Origin of the sequence: Flagellimonas aurea, from assembly GCF_017313785.1 — a bacterium.
GTDB classification, from domain to species: Bacteria; Bacteroidota; Bacteroidia; order Flavobacteriales; family Flavobacteriaceae; genus Flagellimonas; species Flagellimonas aurea.
Window position 1 is genome coordinate 1 of sequence record NZ_JAFLNL010000007.1, and the last position, 20,507, is coordinate 20,507.

14 protein-coding genes and 1 tRNA gene are annotated in these 20,507 nt (G+C 41.1%); 6 read left to right on the forward strand and 9 right to left on the reverse strand.

Annotated elements, in window-relative coordinates; genetic code table 11:
- The first annotated feature begins 242 nt into the window (after positions 1–242).
- Positions 243–3,953 (forward strand): nSTAND3 domain-containing NTPase, encoded by a 3,711-nt coding sequence (locus tag J0656_RS12525; RefSeq protein ID WP_207034398.1) that lies wholly within the window; start codon positions 243–245, stop codon positions 3,951–3,953.
- A gap of 25 nt (positions 3,954–3,978) precedes the next feature.
- Positions 3,979–4,509 carry a hypothetical protein gene (locus J0656_RS12530; RefSeq protein ID WP_207034401.1) on the forward strand — a complete coding sequence of 177 codons (531 nt, stop codon included), beginning with the start codon at positions 3,979–3,981 and terminating at the stop codon, positions 4,507–4,509.
- A gap of 221 nt (positions 4,510–4,730) precedes the next feature.
- On the opposite strand, the gene J0656_RS12535 is transcribed toward J0656_RS12530, so the two are convergent.
- The 5 genes from J0656_RS12535 to J0656_RS12555 all read right to left on the reverse strand — a co-directional run bounded on the left by J0656_RS12535 (position 4,731) and on the right by J0656_RS12555 (position 11,345).
- Positions 4,731–4,804, reverse strand: a tRNA-Asp gene (locus tag J0656_RS12535).
- A gap of 122 nt (positions 4,805–4,926) precedes the next feature.
- Positions 4,927–5,856, reverse strand: coding sequence for a DUF58 domain-containing protein (locus tag J0656_RS12540; RefSeq protein WP_207034404.1), 930 nt, complete (start codon positions 5,854–5,856; stop codon positions 4,927–4,929).
- A gap of 82 nt (positions 5,857–5,938) precedes the next feature.
- Complete coding sequence (trxA, locus tag J0656_RS12545) at positions 5,939–6,256, reverse strand: thioredoxin (protein WP_108246432.1); 318 nt, start codon at positions 6,254–6,256, stop codon at positions 5,939–5,941.
- A gap of 102 nt (positions 6,257–6,358) precedes the next feature.
- Entirely contained in the window at positions 6,359–10,744 is a 4,386-nt protein-coding gene (dnaE, locus tag J0656_RS12550; protein ID WP_207034408.1) for a DNA polymerase III subunit alpha, read from the reverse strand.
- 145 nt (positions 10,745–10,889) lie between these two features.
- On the reverse strand, positions 10,890–11,345 hold the full coding sequence (locus tag J0656_RS12555; protein ID WP_207034411.1) for a ferritin-like domain-containing protein: 456 nt from the start codon (positions 11,343–11,345) through the stop codon (positions 10,890–10,892).
- Positions 11,346–11,610: 265 nt separating this feature from the next.
- Between J0656_RS12555 and J0656_RS12560 the strand changes: the two genes are divergently transcribed.
- From J0656_RS12560 to J0656_RS12575, 4 genes are read left to right on the forward strand one after another with little or no spacing between them, the layout of a single operon-like run.
- Positions 11,611–12,180 carry a 30S ribosomal protein S16 gene (locus J0656_RS12560; RefSeq protein ID WP_207034414.1) on the forward strand — a complete coding sequence of 190 codons (570 nt, stop codon included), beginning with the start codon at positions 11,611–11,613 and terminating at the stop codon, positions 12,178–12,180.
- Positions 12,181–12,192: 12 nt separating this feature from the next.
- The gene (gene rimM, locus J0656_RS12565) at positions 12,193–12,720 is read left to right on the forward strand and encodes a ribosome maturation factor RimM (protein ID WP_207034417.1); all 528 of its coding nucleotides are present in this window, start codon (positions 12,193–12,195) and stop codon (positions 12,718–12,720) included.
- Positions 12,721–12,770: 50 nt separating this feature from the next.
- Positions 12,771–13,481, forward strand: coding sequence for a tRNA1(Val) (adenine(37)-N6)-methyltransferase (locus J0656_RS12570; protein ID WP_207034419.1), 711 nt, complete (start codon positions 12,771–12,773; stop codon positions 13,479–13,481).
- Positions 13,482–13,525: 44 nt separating this feature from the next.
- The gene (locus J0656_RS12575; RefSeq protein ID WP_207034422.1) at positions 13,526–14,704 is read left to right on the forward strand and encodes an acyl-CoA dehydrogenase family protein; all 1,179 of its coding nucleotides are present in this window, start codon (positions 13,526–13,528) and stop codon (positions 14,702–14,704) included.
- Here J0656_RS12575 and J0656_RS12580 read toward each other — a convergent pair whose 3' ends face one another.
- From J0656_RS12580 to J0656_RS12590, 4 genes are read right to left on the reverse strand one after another with little or no spacing between them, the layout of a single operon-like run.
- Positions 14,705–17,014 (reverse strand): FdhF/YdeP family oxidoreductase, encoded by a 2,310-nt coding sequence (locus tag J0656_RS12580; protein WP_207034425.1) that lies wholly within the window; start codon positions 17,012–17,014, stop codon positions 14,705–14,707.
- Between the two features lie 5 nt (positions 17,015–17,019).
- Positions 17,020–17,202 carry a DUF7009 family protein gene (locus J0656_RS20180; protein ID WP_225603190.1) on the reverse strand — a complete coding sequence of 61 codons (183 nt, stop codon included), beginning with the start codon at positions 17,200–17,202 and terminating at the stop codon, positions 17,020–17,022.
- The gene (locus J0656_RS20450; RefSeq protein ID WP_417947252.1) at positions 17,202–17,387 is read right to left on the reverse strand and encodes a DUF7009 family protein; all 186 of its coding nucleotides are present in this window, start codon (positions 17,385–17,387) and stop codon (positions 17,202–17,204) included. The genes J0656_RS20180 and J0656_RS20450 overlap by 1 nt, the downstream gene beginning before the upstream one ends.
- 40 nt (positions 17,388–17,427) lie before the next feature.
- Entirely contained in the window at positions 17,428–20,427 is a 3,000-nt protein-coding gene (locus J0656_RS12590; protein WP_207034428.1) for a DNA polymerase III subunit alpha, read from the reverse strand.
- Between the last annotated feature and the right edge of the window lie 80 nt (positions 20,428–20,507).

Here is a 20,507-nt window from a genome sequence, read left to right on the forward strand (position 1 = left end):
ATGAGAAGAAAATTGAAAAATAAAAACTAAGTTTAACCCAAGGATAGATCAAATCTAGGCAGTTCGTTTACCCTGGTCAGTTTCATCCGGCGAAGGTGGGTCACTTTACCCGGCTTATCCAGACATGGAAGCGTTTTACGACCCGAAATTGGTTATGATCAAGAGGCTGCTTTTGGGTGGGTGAGGGAAGAATTGATTGAAAAGCTATAGTGAATGACTAAAAAAGTTAACGTTTAAAATCTATGATTACCCAAATAGAACATAAACTAACTATAATTAATGGAGATGATTTTGCTGTTCTTTGTCGACAATACTTAAATTTTAAATATCCATTTGTTTACCCCACAGGTTTAGTTGTTGGAAAAGACAAATCCAAGATAGGTACACCTGATACTTTTATTCCAATCGAGGATTACTATCTTTTTGTAGAAATAACTACTAAAACCGAAGATGTTCTTACCAAGCTTAAAAATGATATCAGCCATTGTTTCTCTCAAAATGATGTCCCAAAAGAAAAAATTATCAAGGTAATACTGATGTTCAATGGAGTTCATGACACAGTAAAACACGAAGCACTTAAAACTCATCTATCGTCTTATTCCACAGATTGTCATTTAGAAGTTATAGACATTAGAATCTTAGCAAACGAGATAAGTCAAAATTACCCTTCCCTTGCAAGAAAATTAAATGTCCCAATTGATACAGCTCAAATACTAGAAGTGTCTGAGTTTATTGAAGATTATGAGAAATCAAAATTCGCAACTCCTTTATCCAATAAATTTTTTAATAGAGAAACCGAAATTGAAGAAGGTTTAAAAAGCCTTAAAGAAAAAGACATACTACTCATATCTGGGTATGCGGGAACAGGCAAGACAAAACTATCGTTAGAACTAACTAAAGTATTCCTAAAGGAAAACAAAGAGTATGATTTAAAATATATAAGAGCAAACGGTAATCTGGATCTTTGGGAAGATTTACAAACATTCCTCCTTCCAAAAAAAAATTATTTGCTAGTACTGGACGATGCCAACAAGCTCAAAAATAATCTAATACAGATTTTAAACTTTCAACGAAAAAGAGATAATGAAAGACGGATAAAGATTGTTTTAACAGTACGAAATTATGTAAAGAGGGAAGTCGAAAAATTCATTGAAGATTTCAAGCATATTGAACTCAAACCTTTTACAAGAGATGAGCTAAGGAAGATTTTACAATCCGAAGAATATAATATTAGTGATTACTATGTCGAAAGAATATTCAACATCTCAAAAGGAAATCCTCGACTTGCAATTATGGCTGTTACTGCTGGGCAAAGCGGTGAATTGGAAAAGCTAAATAATCCGTCACAAATTTTGGAAATCTACTTTTCTTCGGTGAAAGAAAGTATTGATTCATTTGAAAATAAAAGCCTGCTAGCTGTAGCAGGTATATTGTCCTTTTTTAAAACCATCAATCTCGAAAACGAAACACAAGTCCAAGAGATTGAAAAGTACTTTTCTATATCGAAACCGGTACTTGAACAAAATCTTAGAATCTTATGTGACATAGAAATTGCTGATGAGTTTAAGAAAATTTATAAGGTTGCTGACCAAATTTTAGGAGAATATACCCTTTATCTAGTATTTCTTAAAGAGCAAGAAATATCATTTTCAAGTTTAATTAATGCATATATAGATAAAAATGGAAGGTTCTCACTTGGATATATCCTTAAGGAGCAAATAAATAATTTTAGTCTGGAGTCCATAGGTAAACTTATTTCAAAAGATATTAAAGAAGGTTGGCAAAAAGTTAGTAACGGAGAACTCTCCATTTCTTTCATTGATGACTTCTACTATTACATTCCCTATGAATCTCTTAGTTATTTTGATAAAATAACTAAAGAGATTGAAGCAGATAATCCAACCGATTACACTTTTAAAGTCTTTAACGAAAGACGTTCTGACACTATAGACGATAAGACTATTGAAATACTCATAAGATTTCAATATCTCGGAGAAGAACTGTTCCTCTTAGCTTTAAAAATTCTCGTTACGTATGGTTTGAAATCTGAGTTGAGATTTCACAAATTACTGAAGGCATTTGTTGAAAGAATCTCAATGGATAGGTATAGTTACGAACAGGGATACTTTCAGCAAATATGTCTTTTTGACTTTTTGTACGAAAGAGTTAAAAATGACCATGATTTCTACTCAAAAATAATTCTCTTTATTGCTCCAACTTTTCTAAGAGATAATTACCAATCCAATCATAGTATTGGTGAAGGTATACTCATTGGGAATTACAATGTTCTCTTAAGTGAAGAACAGAAAACTTTTAGAGAAAAACTGTGGAAGTTCATTTTTAAGACCTATGAAAGAACAGAACTAAAATTCAACTGTCAAAAATGTCTTCAAGAATATTCGACAAATCTAGAATTTCATAATAAATCTGTACCAATCATCGAGTTTGACAAAGCTCTTCTTTTAGAGTTTTTTAAACAGAAACTAAACTTTAATGACTTTATTGATAATGCAATTCTGGCGACATATGTAGATAGATTAAATTGGATTGAGGTTGCTGATGAACGTAAACTATTGAGAAATCTCAAAAACAGGGCTTACAAGCTTTATCAAAAGTTGACCAATACAAAAAGTGAGAGAAAAGAAGGGAAATTAGGACATGATGATTATGAGAAATATAAGTTGCAACAAATAGCTAGGCACACTAAAGCTTTTGCTAGGTCAGATTATATGAAAATTGTAAATGACTTGAATGTAATTTATAAGAACAAGGAATTTCATAATGAAAGAACATATATGCTTTCTCAATCAGTATCAAGATTGTTGAGAGTTATTGGCAATCGAGACTTTAATTTGTTCTTAGAGCTATTCAAAAAAATTGTTCAGTCTGATTATGCCAATGAAATTCACATGAACTATTTCAATAAGCTTAGATTGAATGGTGAAAAGGTTGTTCAATTAAGAACCTTACTTTCAAAAAGTAATTATATCACCGAATTACCAAACTTACAGGCTTCCATCTCCCCAAGAAATCTTATTAGAGAAGATTTCGAGCTTTTTAAGAAATATCTGAAGAATAAGAAAATTACATATTTCTGGTTTCTAGAAAGGTTGCTCAAAAAATTCACTTCATTCATAGAAGACCCTTGTGCAACATATGGAGAAGTTTTAGAGGCCCTTTTTGGTAGAGCTGTGAAAGGAAAAATATATGTTCCAAATAATTTCTTTACTCATATTCATGAAGTACAGCCTAAACTTTTTTACGATAAAATAGATACGGTTAAAGCACTCTATTTGAGGCTTGACAAATACGAACGACATTTTGATTATTCACTTGAAGTGTTACAAATCATATTAGAAAAAGACCCTGATTTTGTAACAAGTTTAATGGATTTGCATTTCAAAGATTCGAGTTATTTATCGAAAAGTTCATTATTAGAAAATGACTTTAGAAAGCTGTGGGAACTTGAAAATTATGAAGAAGTGTTTACTAAAATATTGGATTATTCTAATCCGTATCACAGAATTTCTGACAACCCAGATAACATAACCAACATCTTTACTGACAAAAAAGAAAAACACCTTGATTTCCTCAAAAATTACTTGAAGAAAACTACTGATAAAGAAGGCGTTTTCACTGTTTTTAATATTGTTGTATCTCTTTTTAAAGAATATCGATTTGAGTTCTTAGATCTTATCTTAGACAAAGGCATCGATTTAGAAACCTTTCAAAGACTTGATTTTGTTGTCTTGAGCAATACTTTTTCAGGCAGTAGAATCCCTAGGCTTAACTATAAAATATCAGAGTACGAGAAGTACAAAGAACATCTGCAAAAAAAGAGTGATATTGAAATGTTAGCGTTTTTAAGTGAGCTTGAAAGAAAGATAGGCTGGTGCAAAACAAACATTGAAAGAGAGAGAAAAGATGAGTTCCTAAAAGATTGGGGAATCTAAAATAAAACACCGTATAAACAAAGCTTTGATTACAGTACAGGATGAATTATTAATTACAAAAGAAATCAATGCAGTTACGATTGACTATGTCAAAAAAATAGTATTCCGTAAGTTATTGATGAGTTTTTGTTTTGAATTAAAGAAGAATGCCAAAAGAATTACTGGCTTGATACAAAGCCTTAATTTTTATGGCATTGATGTTAAACCTACGGAACTTGAATTTGAACTTTTGGAAGAGTTGGAAAGCTTTATTGATAATCTCAAAAAAGAAGAACGTACCGCTCTTTACTTTTGGGTATTGAACCAAAGGTATTTACTCTACTTAGATGAATTTGAATATGATGATGACACATACTCCGAAAGTGAATATGACAAAAAGTTTAGTAGGGAATTGGCCTATAAAATCTATGAACCTAAAAATAGTAATTTAAGAAATGAAACCATTCAGGAGTTGAAGAGCTTCTTATATAATTTTGCCTCGGAATTAGATTTATCGCTCATTGATGAATATACATCTAATCAAATTCTGGAAGAAATTGACAATTATTGCTCGTAATCGAATGATTCTTCTTTCTTGTTTTAAATCTAAAATGTATTTAGCACAGCTTTATAATCCACAAAAAAATCCTTGTAAAATGCTGTAAAGGGATAAAAACTAATCAAAAATGCAGCACGAATGCAGCACGATAGATGGAATTCGATTTTCAGCTTCAAGTATAAATAATTGAAAATCAAATATATAAAACCAAAAAAGCCTCGATTTCTCGAGGCTTTTTGCGGTCTGGACGGGACTCGAACCCGCGACCCCCTGCGTGACAGGCAGGTATTCTAACCAACTGAACTACCAGACCAATGATTTTATCTCTTTAGACTCCGACAACAGTCGGATTCAAATCTTGTTCATTGCTTTTTTAAAGCGAGTGCAAATATACACTCTCATTTCGGATATGGCAAAACATTTTTTTAAAAATGTTTAGGCAAATTTTTGTCGCTCTATCATAAAGGAATTCAAAACTTGTGAGAAATTGGAACCTATGTCCACATCCACATACTTTATCTGGTACTGTGCACATTTTAGTTTTAGTTCCTTTTGGTATTGTAATACTCTTTCCGAGTAGGCTTTTTTAATCGAATCGGCATATAAATCTATTTGTTCGCCCGTTTCCACATCTACGAAACGTTTGGGTGTATTCTCAAAATCAAAATGGAGCTCGTGCGCGTTGTCCAACAGATGGAAAAGAACCACGGCATGTTTGTTGTATTTGAGATGACGGAGCGCTTCAAACAATTTTTCCTCTTCTGTTTCCGTCTGGAACATATCGGTAAACAGAAAAATCAGGCTCCTGCGATGTATTTTTTCTGCTATTTGATGTAAAAACGTATAGGTTTTGGTCTCTTCAGATTTTGTTGTATGCGCAGCTACTTCGTTTAATTTGGAATACAGCATCTGAAAATGGCGTTCGCTATTCTTTTCGGAAGCATGGAAATCATAGGTGTCAGAATAAATGCTTAGCCCAACGGCGTCCCGTTGTTTTTTCAAAACTTGCATCAAAACCGCAATGGAGAGTACCCCAAAACCAATTTTGTTCAGATTCTCCAAGGAATATTCCTTCACTTCCGGATAGTACATGGAAGTCGAGTTGTCCAAAATCATATGGCAACGAAGGTTGGTCTCGTCCTCATAGCGTTTGGTGTATAGGCGGTCCGTACGGGCAAAAAGCTTCCAATCTATATGTTTGGTGCTCTGCCCAGGGTTATAAATTTTATGTTCGGCAAACTCCGCCGAAAATCCATGGAACGGACTTTTATGAATACCACTGATAAACCCTTCCACAATTTGATGGGCCAAAAGCTCCAAGTTTTGGAAAAGGGTCGCTTTGCTAAGTTCCGATCGTACGTCCATAATTCATTTCTGCAGACAAGATAAAATAAAAAAGGCTTGGCATTTGCCAAACCTTTTTTAAAATCTAATTCCAAGTTTTGTTTTACAGCGCTGCATCAATAGCATCTGTATAGGTTTTTTTAGGAGATACGCCTACTTGACGGTTTACTACCTCACCATCTTTAAAAACCAAAACGGTAGGGATATTACGCACACCGTATTTAGCGGCAAATTGTTGGTTGGCATCAACATCAACTTTCCCAACAACGGCTTTGCCATCGTATTCTTGTCCTACTTCTTCAATGATCGGACCTACCATTCTACAAGGTCCACACCATGCTGCCCAAAAATCTACTAGGACAGGCTTGTCACTTTTTAAAACAACTTCATCAAAAGTCGCATCTGTTATTTCTAGTGCCATCTTATTTATTTTAATATTATGCAAAGTTAGTCAAATAATGCCCATCTAACTTACATAGGGCGTATTCGTTTTAATTATTGCGCCATTGACAATAATTATGATCTAATTCAATTTGTAATGAATTTCATGTGCTTCCAGTTCGGAAAGTAACTCGCTGTTTATCTTCACCTTTTGTTTTCGGCTCGATAGTTTGAGTTTGATTTCCTCTTGCATCTCATAAATTACAAAACTTATCGGGTGGTCACCTTTATGTAATGTTAAAGTGTCCTTTAATGTTTTGATGCGTTGCTCTTGCAGGCGATCTATATTCAGTTTGATGGTGAGTTTTTTGGCAAAAGCATCCATTACATCCTGAAGCTGTTTAAAATCGTTGAACTGCAGCCTAGGGTCCCCTTTTTTGCCCGTATCACGATTCACCCATCCCTCGCGTACGTAAGCTCGCACATGCACGAAGGAGTTGATCATTAAGAAGTGGCGGAACTTTAAGTATTCTTCCCCAAAAATCCTTAGTTCGTAAGATTCATTATAATCTTCCAATGTAAAGAGCCCCCAGCCCTTCCCATTTTTGGAAACGCGGTGTTGAACATCGGTTATGACCCCGGCCACTGTGAGTTCCCGATTTACGTGCTCTTCCAAACGAGCAAAATCGCTTACCGTATTTTTACAAAAAGCCTTGATTTCTTTTTTAAAATCATCCAGCGGGTGGCCCGAAATATAGATGCCGACCACTTCCTTTTCACGGCGTAGCTTTTCCATGGTTCCCCATTCTTCACATGGCGGTACAATGGGTTCGGGAATCTGAACCTCGCTCGCATCCCCAAAAAGGCTTACTTGTGATGAGTTTTGATTTTCCTGAAACTTGGAACCATACTTCACTGCCTTTTCCAAGAAGGTTATACCATCGCCATCATCGTGAAAATATTGTGCACGATGGGTATCACCAAAGGAATCGAATCCACCCGCCAATGCTAAGTTTTCGAATGCCTTTTTATTGGCAGCACGCAAATCTACACGTTTGGCCAAATCGAAGATAGATCGGTAAGCCCCACCTTCTTTTCGGTTTTCAACAATGGTTTCCACAGCGGAGCGACCTACACCTTTAATGGCTCCCATGCCAAAACGTACGGCATTGTCCTTGTTCACGGCAAATTTGTAGTAGGATTCGTTGACGTCAGGTCCCAATACTTCCAGTCCCATTCGTTTACACTCTTCCATAAAGAAGGTAACCTGTTTGATGTCGTTCATGTTGTTGGACAACACGGCCGCCATATATTCGGCAGGGTAGTGGGCCTTTAAATAGGCTGTTTGATATGCGATATAGGCATAACAGGTAGAGTGACTCTTGTTGAAAGCGTAGGAAGCGAAAGCTTCCCAATCCTTCCAGATTTTTTCGAGAACATCCCGAGGGTGTCCGTTTTTCTCCCCGCCGTCCAAGAACTGGGGTTTAAGTTTTTCCAGAAGGGCAAAAATCTTTTTACCCATCGCTTTTCGGAGCACGTCCGCATCACCTTTGGAGAACCCAGCCAATTTTTGGGAGAGCAGCATCACCTGCTCTTGGTACACGGTAATCCCGTAGGTTTCTTGTAGATACTCTTCCATCTCGGGGAGGTCGTAGGTAATCTCCTCTTCCCCGTGCTTACGTGCAATAAAACTAGGGATGTATTCCATTGGACCCGGGCGGTACAGGGCGTTCATAGCAATAAGGTCATCAAAAACCGTAGGTTTCAGGTTTTTCATGTGCTTCTGCATCCCGGGTGATTCGTATTGGAATACCCCTACGGTTTCACCTCGTTGGAAGAGTTCATATGTTTTTTCATCATCCAACGGAAAATCATCGGGGACCAACTCTATTCCCGTTCTTGCTTTTACAATTTTGACCGTGTCCTTGATCAAGGTCAAGGTTTTCAATCCCAAGAAATCCATTTTCAACAACCCCGCACTTTCCACTACCGAGTTATCGAACTGGGTAACGTAAAGGTCAGAATCCTTGGCCACGGATACGGGTACGAAGTTGGTAATATCGTCCGGGGTGATGATTACTCCACAGGCGTGGATTCCCGTGTTTCGCAATGAACCCTCCAATACGCGGGCCATCTTTAAGGTCTGTCCTTCTAGATCATCGGTTTCGGCTATATTGAGAAGCTCGTATACTTTTTCGAGTTCCTCGGAACGGAACTTCTTTTTCAGGTCGGCTTCGTCCACCCCAAATATCTTGTTGAGTTTGGACATGTTCGGAATCAACTTGGCAATACGGTCAGCATCGCCCAAGGGCAAATCCAGGACACGGGCCGTATCTCGAATGGATGATTTGGCGGCCATGGTACCGTAAGTAATGATCTGCGCCACTTGATTTGCACCATATTTATTGATAACGTAGTCCATTACTCGGCTTCGGCCCTCATCATCAAAATCAATATCGATATCGGGCATCGATACCCTGTCCGGATTCAGGAACCGCTCAAAAAGCAGGTCGTATTTCAAGGGGTCGATGTTGGTAATCGTCAAGCAGTACGCTACCACCGAACCTGCTGCGGAACCTCGGCCCGGTCCTACGGAAACATCCATGTTCCGTGCTTCCCGGATAAAGTCCTCCACGATCAAAAAGTATCCTGGGTACCCCGAGTTTTTGATGATTTCCAGCTCAAAATCTATCCGCTCCCGAATTTCATCGGTAAGTTCTCCATATCGTTTTTCAGCACCTTTATAAGTTATGTGCCTCAAGTAGGCGTTCTCACCACGGTTCCCACCATCTACATCGTCTTGTGGGTCCTTGAATTCCTCGGGAATACTGAATTTGGGCAGCAAAATATCGCTGGCAAGGTCGTAGGGCTCAATTTTGTCCACAATTTCCTTGATGTTCAAAATGGCTTCGGGCAAATCCTTGAAGAGCTCCTTCATTTCATCCGAAGACTTAAAGTAGTACTCTTGGTTGGGCAACCCGTAACGATAGCCGCGTCCTCTACCGATGGGTGTGGATTGTTTTTCCCCGTCCTTTACACACAATAAAATATCGTGTGCTTCGGCATCTTTTTTATCGCAGTAATAGGTGTTGTTGGTGGCGACCAGTTTTACGTTATGGTCCTTGGCCATTCGAACCAAAACTTGATTGACGCGATCTTCGTCCTCTTGACCGTGACGCATGATTTCGATGTAAAAATCGTCACCAAATTGCTCTTTCCACCATAAAAGTGCCTCTTCGGCTTGGTTTTCACCAACGTTCAGGATTTTGTTGGGCACTTCACCATATAGGTTTCCTGTAAGGGCGATGATGTCTTCCTTGTATTGCTCAATGACCTTTTTGTCGATTCTGGGTACGTAGTAAAATCCATTGGTGTATGCAATGGAGGACATTTTTGCCAAGTTATGATACCCTTTTTTGTTTTTGGCCAGCAGCACAATCTGATGCCCGTAGTCCTTTACATTTTTATTGGTATGGTCTTCGCACACAAAGAATTCACAGCCCACAATGGGAGTAATCTCTTTCTCCGTCGGTTGCTCACCGTTGGCTATCAGTTCTTCGTTTTTGGCCTTTACCGCTTTGTTATGCCCCATCACTTCTTTTACGAAGTGAAAAGCGCCCATCATGTTGGCGTGGTCGGTCAATGCAACGGCAGGCATACCGTGATCAGCTGTGGCCTTGACCAAATCCTTTATGTTGATGGTGGACTGAAGTACGGAAAACTGGGAGTGGTTGTGCAAATGAACAAAAGGTTCATCTTCCAAAGTCTCCACGTTCTCTTGGATTTCCTCGTCGGAAACGCCACCCGTATCTTCTGCCCAAAGGGCGTCGGCAATTTCTTTTGATGCGGCCTTTAGGTTGATGTGCTTTAACCCGATAAGCTCTATTTCCTGCGGATTGGCCTCGGAGAATCGCTCAAAATAATCGGGTTGAACATCGAGTTCTTGGTAGGAATATTGTTTTTTGCGGACCAATTCCAAAAAGCAACGGGTCGTAGCTTCCACATCGGCCGTTGCGTTGTGCGCTTCGGCAAAGGGCTCACCGAACAGGAATTCGTGGAGCTCTGTCAAGGTTGGTAGCTTGAATTTGCCACCACGTCCTCCGGGTATTTTACAGAGTTCTGCGGTATGCTCGGTACAGGTGTCGAGTACGGGAAGTTCCGTTAGGGGACTTTGCACTTCCTCACGGTGGAATTCACAACCCATAATGTTGATGTCGAATCCCACATTTTGGCCCACCACAAATTTGGTTTGTAGCAATGCCTTGTTGAACGCTTCCAGGACTTCGCTCATAGGCACTCCTTTTTCTTCGGCCAAAGCTGTGGATATACCATGTATCTGTTCGGCCTCGTAGGGAATGTTGAATCCTTCGGGTTTTACCAAAAAATCCTGATGTTCTATCAGATTGCCAAGTTCGTCGTGCAACTGCCAAGCTATCTGAACGCATCGTGGCCAGTTATCAGTGTCGGTAATGGGGGCATCCCAACGTTTGGGCAAGCCAGTGGTTTCGGTATCAAAAATCAAATACATAAGCTAACAGTCTCGGTCGAAAAAAGAATGAATAAAATTACGGAAGAAGATAGATTTGGTAAAAAAGAGTTGTGAGGAGTTATCAACTAAAAAAAGCCGGGAATAAATCCCGACTTTTTCTGCTTGTATCTAGTGACTTTTGGAATTACGATACTGCTGTTTCGAATATATTTGCTGTTTCAAAAGTGTCTCTGATGGCATTTCTGTGTTTCATCAGTAGACTCTCGGTGGTTGGAGGCAATACAAAATCTTTGTCTTGCAGTATGTCGTTATAGGTTTCTATAGCCTCTTTTTCTCCACGATGCACCTCTTCTAGCATTGCTTCTTCACTATTGGAAGAAAACAAAGATTTAAAATTGATCCAAGATCGGTGTAATGTACCTTTTGCACTACCGCTATCTTCAGGTTTTTCTCCGAACGACATAATTTCAGCCTTAAGTTCTTTTGCAAAATCTTGACGTTGATTGGATCTATCCATAAAGAATTGCTTTATGGTTTTATTGTCTACCTTTTCAGCCGCTTGTTTAAATCCTTTTTCAGCATCGTAGGTTCTTTCCAAAAGTTCGTTCAATTTGTTCGACATTTCTACTGTATACTTCATAATCTCTCTACATTTTATCATTTATCGGCCATCGACTTTCGATGACTTCACTATATAAGTTAAGGTTAAATGTCAGGATAACAAATAGTTGAAATGGTTTATGATAGGTTTAACGGTATGGGGTTCAGTTGTTAAATGCATTTAACTTTTTTTGCCCCTAAACGCTGTGCTATAAACAAATAAGTGTATATTTGCACCCGCTTAACGGATAAGCGAATAAAAAGAATTAATAATCAGGGTCGGGCACCCTACAAATTAATGTGATATGCCAGTAAAGATTAGACTTCAGAGACACGGTAAAAAAGGTAAGCCATTCTATTGGGTAGTTGCTGCCGATGTTAGAGCAAAAAGAGACGGTAAATTTTTGGAGAAATTGGGTACATACAACCCAAACACCAATCCAGCTACAATCAGCCTAGATGTTGATGGTTCTGTAAAATGGTTACAAAATGGTGCACAGCCAACAGATACGGCTAGAGCAATCCTTTCTTACAAAGGTGTTTTGTTGAAGCATCACTTGTTGGGCGGTGTTCGCAAAGGAGCTTTGACAGAAGAACAGGCAGAAGAGAAATTCAACGCTTGGTTGGAGGAGAAAGAGCAAAAAATCCAAGATAAGAAAGATGGATTGAGTAAGGCTGATGCAGAAGCCAGAGCTCAAGCATTGGCTGCTGAAAAAGAGGCCAACGAAAAAAGAGCTGCCGCTGCGCTACCTGAGGAGGAAGTAGCTGAGAAAGCTGCAGAAGAAACAGCTGAAGCTTCAACTGAGGAAACTGCTGCAGAAGCACCGGCTGAAGAGGCTCCTGCTGCTGAAGAAGCTGACAAAAAGGAAGAATAGAAACGTAAGACAATGCACAAGGAAGACTGCTTCTACCTGGGCAAAGTCGTTTCAAAATATAGTTTTAAGGGCGAGGTGTTGGTCAAATTGGACACCGATGAACCCGATATCTACGAAAATATGGAATCAGTACTTGTTTCATTGGGAAACAATCTGGTTCCATTTTTTATTGATAGGTGCCGATTGCACAAATCCAATTTGCTTCGTATCGATTTTGAAGAGGTAAAGGATGAAGCCAGCGCGGATAACATCATAGGCTCAGAGCTTTATCTTCCCCTAACGATGTTGCCACCGCTAAAAGGCAATAAGTTCTACTTTCACGAAGTGATCGGTTTTACCGTTTTGGATGAGGTCCATGGTGATATTGGTATTGTGGAATCCATCAACGATAGTGCTTCACAAGATTTGTTCGAAATCAAAAAGGGCGACAAGGAATTGTTGATACCGGTAAACGACGACATTATCAAAAAAGTGGATAGGGAAAACAAGACCATCTTTGTTAAAACTCCTGAGGGATTGGTAGACCTTTATCTTGGATGAAAGCGTAGATTTTAGATAAAATCTGCTACTCATGTTTTATTTTTTAAGTAATGAAACCGTTCAAATTCAAAGAATTTACTATTCATCAAGACCAATGTGCCATGAAGGTGGGAACCGATGGCGTTTTATTGGGTGCTTGGGCTTCGTTGGACAACCAACCCGAATCCATTTTGGATATTGGTGCAGGGACGGGGCTCATTGCTTTGCAACTCGCACAACGTTCATTGGCCGAAACTATAGATGGCATTGAGCTCGATGACGATGCCTATGAACAATGTGTTTCCAATTTTGAAGCATCCTCATGGGGAGACAGACTGTTCTGTTATCACGCAGGGTTTGATGAATTTGTGGATGAAATAGAGGATAAATATGATTTAATCGTTTCCAATCCTCCGTTTTATATCGAAGACGTTGCCACTCGAGATGAATCTAGGGACAAGGCTAGACAAAGCAGTTCGTTGCCCTTTGATGAGTTGGTTCAAGGTGCATCAGAACTTTTGACGGAAAAAGGACTTTTTGCAGTAATCATTCCTTATAAAGAAGAACTAGGTTTTGTGGAATTGGCCAAAAGTGTTGGATTGTTCCCGAATCGGATTACCAGGGTCAAGGGAAATCCGGATGCCGATTTTAAAAGAAGTTTGATGGAATTTAGTTTTGATGCGAACAAACCTCATATCGATACATTGATAATTGAAGAAGGCAGGCACCAATACACCAAAGAATACATCGAATTGACCCAAGCATTTTATTTGAAAATGTAACAATGCACGAATGAAATGTTATATTTACTTAAAATTTATTCTGAATGAAGCCCGATTTATTTGAAGCCCCAGATTATTATAATCTTGATGATCTTCTTTCCGAAGAACATAAACTGGTTCGTGATGCAGCCCGCCAATGGGTAAAGCGCGATATATCCCCAATCATTGAAGAATATGCCCAAAAAGCTGAGTTCCCTGAACAGATTATTGGAGGGTTGGCCGAAATTGGTGCTTTTGGTCCCTACATTCCTGAAGAATACGGTGGCGCAGGGTTGGACCAAATCAGTTATGGACTGATCATGCAAGAAATTGAGCGCGGAGATAGTGGAGTCCGCTCAACAGCTTCCGTGCAGTCGTCATTGGTCATGTATCCTATATTCACTTATGGAAACGATGAGCAGTGCAAAAAGTACCTGCCCAAATTGGCAACAGGGGAGTGGATGGGCTGTTTTGGACTTACCGAGCCCAACCACGGATCTAACCCTGGCGGCATGGAAACCAAATTCAAGGATGCTGGTGACCATTACCTATTGAACGGTGCCAAACTGTGGATTTCCAACTCACCATTTGCCGATATTGCGGTTGTATGGGCCAAGAATGAAGAAGGCCGAATCCATGGGCTTATCGTGGAGCGTGGCATGGAAGGCTTTTCCACACCAGAGACCCACAACAAATGGTCGTTGAGGGCGTCGGCAACGGGCGAGCTTATTTTTGATAATGTGAAAGTGCCAAAAGAAAATCTTTTACCTGGTAAAAGTGGACTTGGAGCACCATTGGGTTGTTTGGATTCTGCGCGCTACGGTATTGCCTGGGGAGCCATTGGAGCTGCAATGGATTGCTACGATACCGCACTCCGTTATGCCAAGGAGCGCGAACAGTTTGGAAAACCTATTGCCGCATACCAACTTCAGCAAAAGAAATTGGCCGAAATGATCACAGAGATTACCAAGGCCCAGTTGTTGGCTTTTCGTTTGGGACAGTTAAAGAATGAAGGCAAGGCAACTACGGCCCAGATTTCCATGGCCAAACGGAACAATGTGGAGATGGCGATAAAAATCGCTCGCGAAGCAAGACAAGTTTTGGGCGGAATGGGCATCACAGGAGAGTACAGCATTATGCGCCACATGATGAACCTTGAAAGTGTGATTACCTACGAAGGCACGCACGATATTCACCTATTGATTACTGGAGCTGATATTACGGGAATCCCAGCGTTCAAATAATCATGAGGCGGGAATTTTCTCCACCGTTACCTTAATGGATTTGCTAATGGGCGTTTGGCTCTTGTCCGCAAAATGATTGTGGGGCACCAACATGTTTGTCTCAGGAAAATAAGCGGCCATATTGCCCTTCGGAATTTCATAGGGAACCACGATAAACTTTTCTGCCGTTCTTCGGATATTATCATAATTGCTATGCAAATGGACCACATCCAGTTGGGTTAGTCCCTTTTCAGCCATATCCTCTGCATTCATAAAAACAACACGTCGCTCGTTGTGAATACCACGGTACCGATCGTTCAATCCATAAATGGTGGTATTGAACTGGTCATGCGAGCGAATAGTCATCAGCAATAACTCATCAGCTTGCAATTGATGGTCGGGCAATGGGGTAATGGACAATTGTGCCATTCCATTGGGTAGCATCCTAAAATCACGCGTACGGACATTGTTGGGCAGATAATAGCCGAATCCTTTGGACGCTTCGCTGGTATTCTCGAACCCCTTCACGGTTTTGTCTATCAATTTTCGGATAAGGTTGTAATCCTGACCCAACTCATACCAGTTCATGGAGTGATTGCCCCTAAAATAGGTATGCGCCAAGAGTGCGATGATCTCTGGTTCGCTTTTAATGTGTTCCGAAGCAGGTTTCAAAAGACCCTTGCTCTGCCTTACCTTTCCCGTACTGCTTTCCATGGTCAAAAATTGAAGCTCCCCATTCTTTTCATCTTTTTCAGAACGCCCAAAAGTGGGTAATAACAATGCAGTTTTGCCCGTCACTAAATGACTTCGGTTCAGTTTGGTACTGATTTGTACCGTCAAATCACAATTTTGAATGGCTTCGGCCGTGTATTGGGTGTCCGAAGCGGCCATCAGAAAATTACCGCCTAAACAAACAAAAACCTTGGCCTTTCCTTCATGCATGGCTTCGATGGCTTCTACGGTATCGTATCCTTTTTCCGTAGGTGGGTCAAAATTGAGGTGCTTCTGTATATTTTCATTCAAGGTTTTTTTCACATAGTGCATAATGCCCACTGAGCGATCTCCCTGCACATTGCTGTGGCCCCGCACGGGACAAGTTCCTGCAAACGGTTTTCCAACGGCTCCCTTCAGCAGCAAAATATTCACGTATTCCTTAATACAGTCCACCGCATTTTTATGTTGGGTAATGCCCATGGCCCAGCAAATCACGATTTTTGAATTTTCGGCCAACAACTGTACAACCTGATCAATTTTTCGCATGTACACCCCACATCTTTTTTGAAGGCTTTCCGTATCGTAGTGCTCCAAGTCCTTCAACAAATCATCATAACCGTCCACGTATTCCACAATAAACTCATGATCTAGCACATTGGAGTTTTTGGCATCCAGTGCCACTAATTTTTTTAAGATCAATTTGGCCAAGGCTATATCCTCGTTGATTTTTACAGGCAGATGAACATCGGCCATGGCCTGTCCGTTCCCCAACATGTCCGAAACGCTTTGGGGATTTTTAAAGTTGACCATTCCCGTCTCGGCTAGGGGGTTTATACTGATGATTTTACCGCCATTTTGTTTACATTTTTCCAGTGCCGACAACATCCTCGGATGATTGGTGCCTGGGTTTTGTCCCACCACCAAAATGACTTCCGCACCGTACAGATCGTCCAGTTTTACGGACCCTTTCCCAATGCCCAAAGTCTCCGAAAGTGCCACGCCCGATGATTCATGGCACATATTGGAACAGTCGGGCATATTGTTGGTGCCAAAGGCACGGGCGAACATGCCGTAGAGGTAAGCAGCTTCGTTGCTCGATCGCCCCGAAGTATAAAAAATAGCCTCATTCGGATTTTTTAGTTCGTGCAATTCGTCCGAAATCAGCTCAAAGGCATCTTGCCAAGTAATGGGTTCGTAGTGCAGACTGTCGGGTCCTAAGACCATCGGTTCTACGACGCGCCCTAATTTGTTCAGTTCAAAGTCACTTAATCTGGAGAGTTCCTCAACGGAGTGCTCTGCAAAAAAATCGGCTCCAATATGTTCCCGTGTGGCTTCATCGGCCAAGGCTTTTGCCCCATTCTCACAATATTCTGCAATTTTGGAGGGATGCTCGGGAACGGGCCAAGCACAACTGGGACAACGAAAACCGTCCTCTTGGTTCATTTCCAGCAAGCTACGCATGGAATTTACGATTCCCATTTCCTTAAAACTATGCTTCAATGCTTCCTTTACACCCAAAAATCCAGCGGCTGTATGCATGGGTTCCTTTAGGCGAAGGCCAGTAAATTTGATGTCCCCAGTTAGGGAAATGTTTCGTTTTGATGATTCGTTCTCCATCGTGGTCAGTGTTGCAATTTTGGATTGGGGTAATTGTCCGATTGGTCTTCGGCTCTGTTTTCAAGGCAAGTGAAGTCTTTTTCCAATAACAAATGCAGTTTTTTCCCTTCGGGAAGCTCCATTTCATGTTCAAAGCCTACGGTATTGTCGTGGAACCAATTTTTTCCTTGAGTTTCGGGAACCATCATCAAGATAATGTTGTTCGAGTAGGATGCCTCGAGATTTTTATTGAAGGCATCAGTTTAGCTTGATACTGAAATTTGGAAGGCCCAAATTCGGTGGTTTCCATTATCGAACCCGTTTCGGATAGTTGTTTTACTTCGCTTTGGGTCAATCGAAATCGTATGGAATTCCCTTTGATTCTGATTTTCATGTATTGGTACAATTCTTCTTCGTAAGTTACTGCATTTCGCTCACTTCTTCGAATCAAATAGCTTTTTGCTTGTTCTCATGTCGGCATAACGGGGGTCCTGAATGTAGTTTTCTTTCTTCATTTTGATGACCTCAATGCTCAAGAAACCAAATTCTTCGACCACTTTGCCATAAAAGCGGTAAATGCCCTTTCCCCGAAAGTAATATTTGGCCGCTACGGGCGGGAAGAGTACCGTATCGAAGACATCCCCATGCTGGTCCACCAAGGTAGCGAAGTGCATGCGTTTGCCATGATGCGTGGAGGTGTTTTTTACCGTCACCAAATACCCATAAATATCGATGTACTTGTTGAGGTATCGCTCCAAATCTTTTTGTCCGTTGTTGTTTTTGGGCGGTTCTTCCAACAGTTCAAAAGGACTGCAAAGACAGAATCCCAAGAGTTCCAATTGCTCAAAAGCGGTCTCCAATGTGGTCGTGTTGAGCTGTGGCATTTGAAATTTTTGATGCCTTGGCGGAAAAAGCTTCGGGTGTTCCAATCGGTCGTTTTTCGAGAGCATCAAATGGGCTTTCCAGAGCAGTTCGTGCTTATTGATGCCCGTAAAGCGGAAGGCATCTATACGGATAAGGATGGAAAGCTGCTCCATGCGGATAAATACTCTGTCCAAGAAATCTTCCAAAGAGGTAAAACTCCCATAGAGCATGCGCTCTTTCAGGATACGTTCCATGACCCTGCTTTCCAGATCTCGGAGGTACATCATTCCCAAATACATATGCGTTCCATAAATGCGGTTTATCGCCATGCTTTTGTTCACACAGGGCGGATGGATGGTGGCACCCAGCATGCGGGCATCGTGCACATAGAATTCCGAACGGTAAAATCCGCCACCATTATTGAGCACGGCCACCATATATTCCAAAGGAAAATAGGCCCTCAAAAACAAACTTTGATAGCTCTCCACGGCATACGAAGCAGAATGCCCTTTCGCAAAAGCGTAGCCTGCAAAACTGGCCACCTGGTTCCAGATTTCGGAAATCAAATTTTCTGCATAGCCCTTTTTTCTGCAGTTCGAGATGAATTTGTCTTTCACTTTTTGAAACTCTTCGCGTGAACGGAATTTACCGCTCATGCCCCTGCGGAGCACATCGGCCTCGCCAAGGTCCAAACCTGCAAAATGGTGGGCTACTTTGATCACGTCTTCTTGATAGACCATCACCCCATAAGTATCGGGCATAATTTCCAGCATTACAGGATGTGCCTTTTCCTCGGTTCTGCCCTTGTTGCGATGGCGCAAAATATATTCCCGTATCATGCCACTTTTGGCCACCCCTGGTCGGATAATGGAACTGGCGGCGACCAATCCCAAATAATTGTCGACCTGTAGTTTTTTGAGCAACATGCGCATAGCGGGCGACTCCACATAAAAACAGCCCATGCATTGCGCAGTTTTGATCAGGTTGTTGATGACGGGGTCTTTTTTAAACCCTTTAATGTCGTGGATGTCGATATCACCATATTTTTCAGGTTGATTGTAGGCTACAATTTCCAAGGCTTCCTTGATCTTGCCCAAGCCCCGCTGACCCAAAATATCAAACTTGTAAAGCCCCACATCCTCGGCGATGACCATATCGTACTGTGTGGTAGGGAACCCTTTTGGTGGTAAATGAGTGGCCGAAAACCAATGCAAGGGCTTGTCGCTGATCAAAATTCCCCCAGCGTGAATACTTAAATAATTGGGTTTGCCCTTGAGCAAACTCCCGTATTTCAGTACGAGTTTGGATACATGGTCCAATTGGTCGAGTGAGTACCTTCCCTCCAATAAAAAATCAATGTCTTGTGGGGGCAGTCCGAATACTTTTCCCAACTCCCGAATTACGCCCCGTTCCTTAAAAGTGACATAGGTGCCGAGCAATGCTACGTGTTCAAATCTTTTAAAGATGTATTCTGTCATGGCAGGACGATCCTTCCATGAAAAATCAATGTCAAAATCGGGTGGATTGGCACGGTACAGGTTGATGAATCGTTCAAAATAGAGGTCGAGCTCCATGGGGTCCACATCGGTAATACGGAGCAGATAAGCCACAATGCTGTTGGCTCCGCTGCCTCGGCCTACGTAAAAGAACTCCCTTCGCCTTGCTTCGGAAACAATGTCCCAATTGATCAAGAAATAGGAGACAAACCCCATTTTTTTGATGAGTTCCAGTTCCTTGTTCAACCGATTTTTAATGGAATCGCTCACTTCCTCATACCGATAGGGGAGTCCCTCGGCGCAGAGTTGGTCCAAAAGTTGTTCGTCCTCTTCCACGCTGCCCAAAAAAGTTTTCAGGTTTTGGGGTTTTCTGTCCTTTGAAAAATCAAAATGGATATTGCACTTATGCAGCAACTTTTCCGTGTTTTCCAGAATAAAGGGAAACTCTGAAAATGCCGCGGCCAGATTTTGGACAGGGTACATTTTTTCTTCCTCATTGGCCTCCTCTTCCTTTTGAAGTTTGCTCAGCAGTACATTGTTTTCGATGGCCCTGAGCAATCTGTGAGCGTTAAAATCCTGTTTGTTCCGAAAGGTAACGGGCTGCTGTACCACCAACTTGTGGGTAAGGGATGCCAATTTGGAGAAGGGAAGCCTACGCAAATCCTTGATGGAGACCCCGACGAACTCATGTTCCTGAAAATGGTCCAGTTCGTTGAGCAATACCACTTCGAATGGATATACCACAAACGCATTCTTAAAAGCAGGGGCGCGGTCAGGAATCTTGAAACCATCATGAAGATGGCGGGACAAAAAATCGTTCAGTTCCAGATACCCTTTGTTGTTTTGGGCAATCCCGATAAAACAGGGTCGGGTTCCGTTCCTAAAATCGATGCCCAAAATCGGTTTTATGTCAAATTCGGGTGCTTTTCGGACAAAATTCAATCCCGCAGAGGTATTATTGATGTCCGTGAGCACCAATTGGGTCACATGGTTTTGTTGGGCCAATTGCAACAACTCCACCTCCGAGAAGGTCCCGAACCGTAAACTATAATATGTGTGGCAGTTGAGGTACAATTATCAATGCTCAGTTATGAGGTCGAGCTGTCATATCGAGCGGAGTCGAGATGTGAGACCGATTTATAAAAAACACCTCT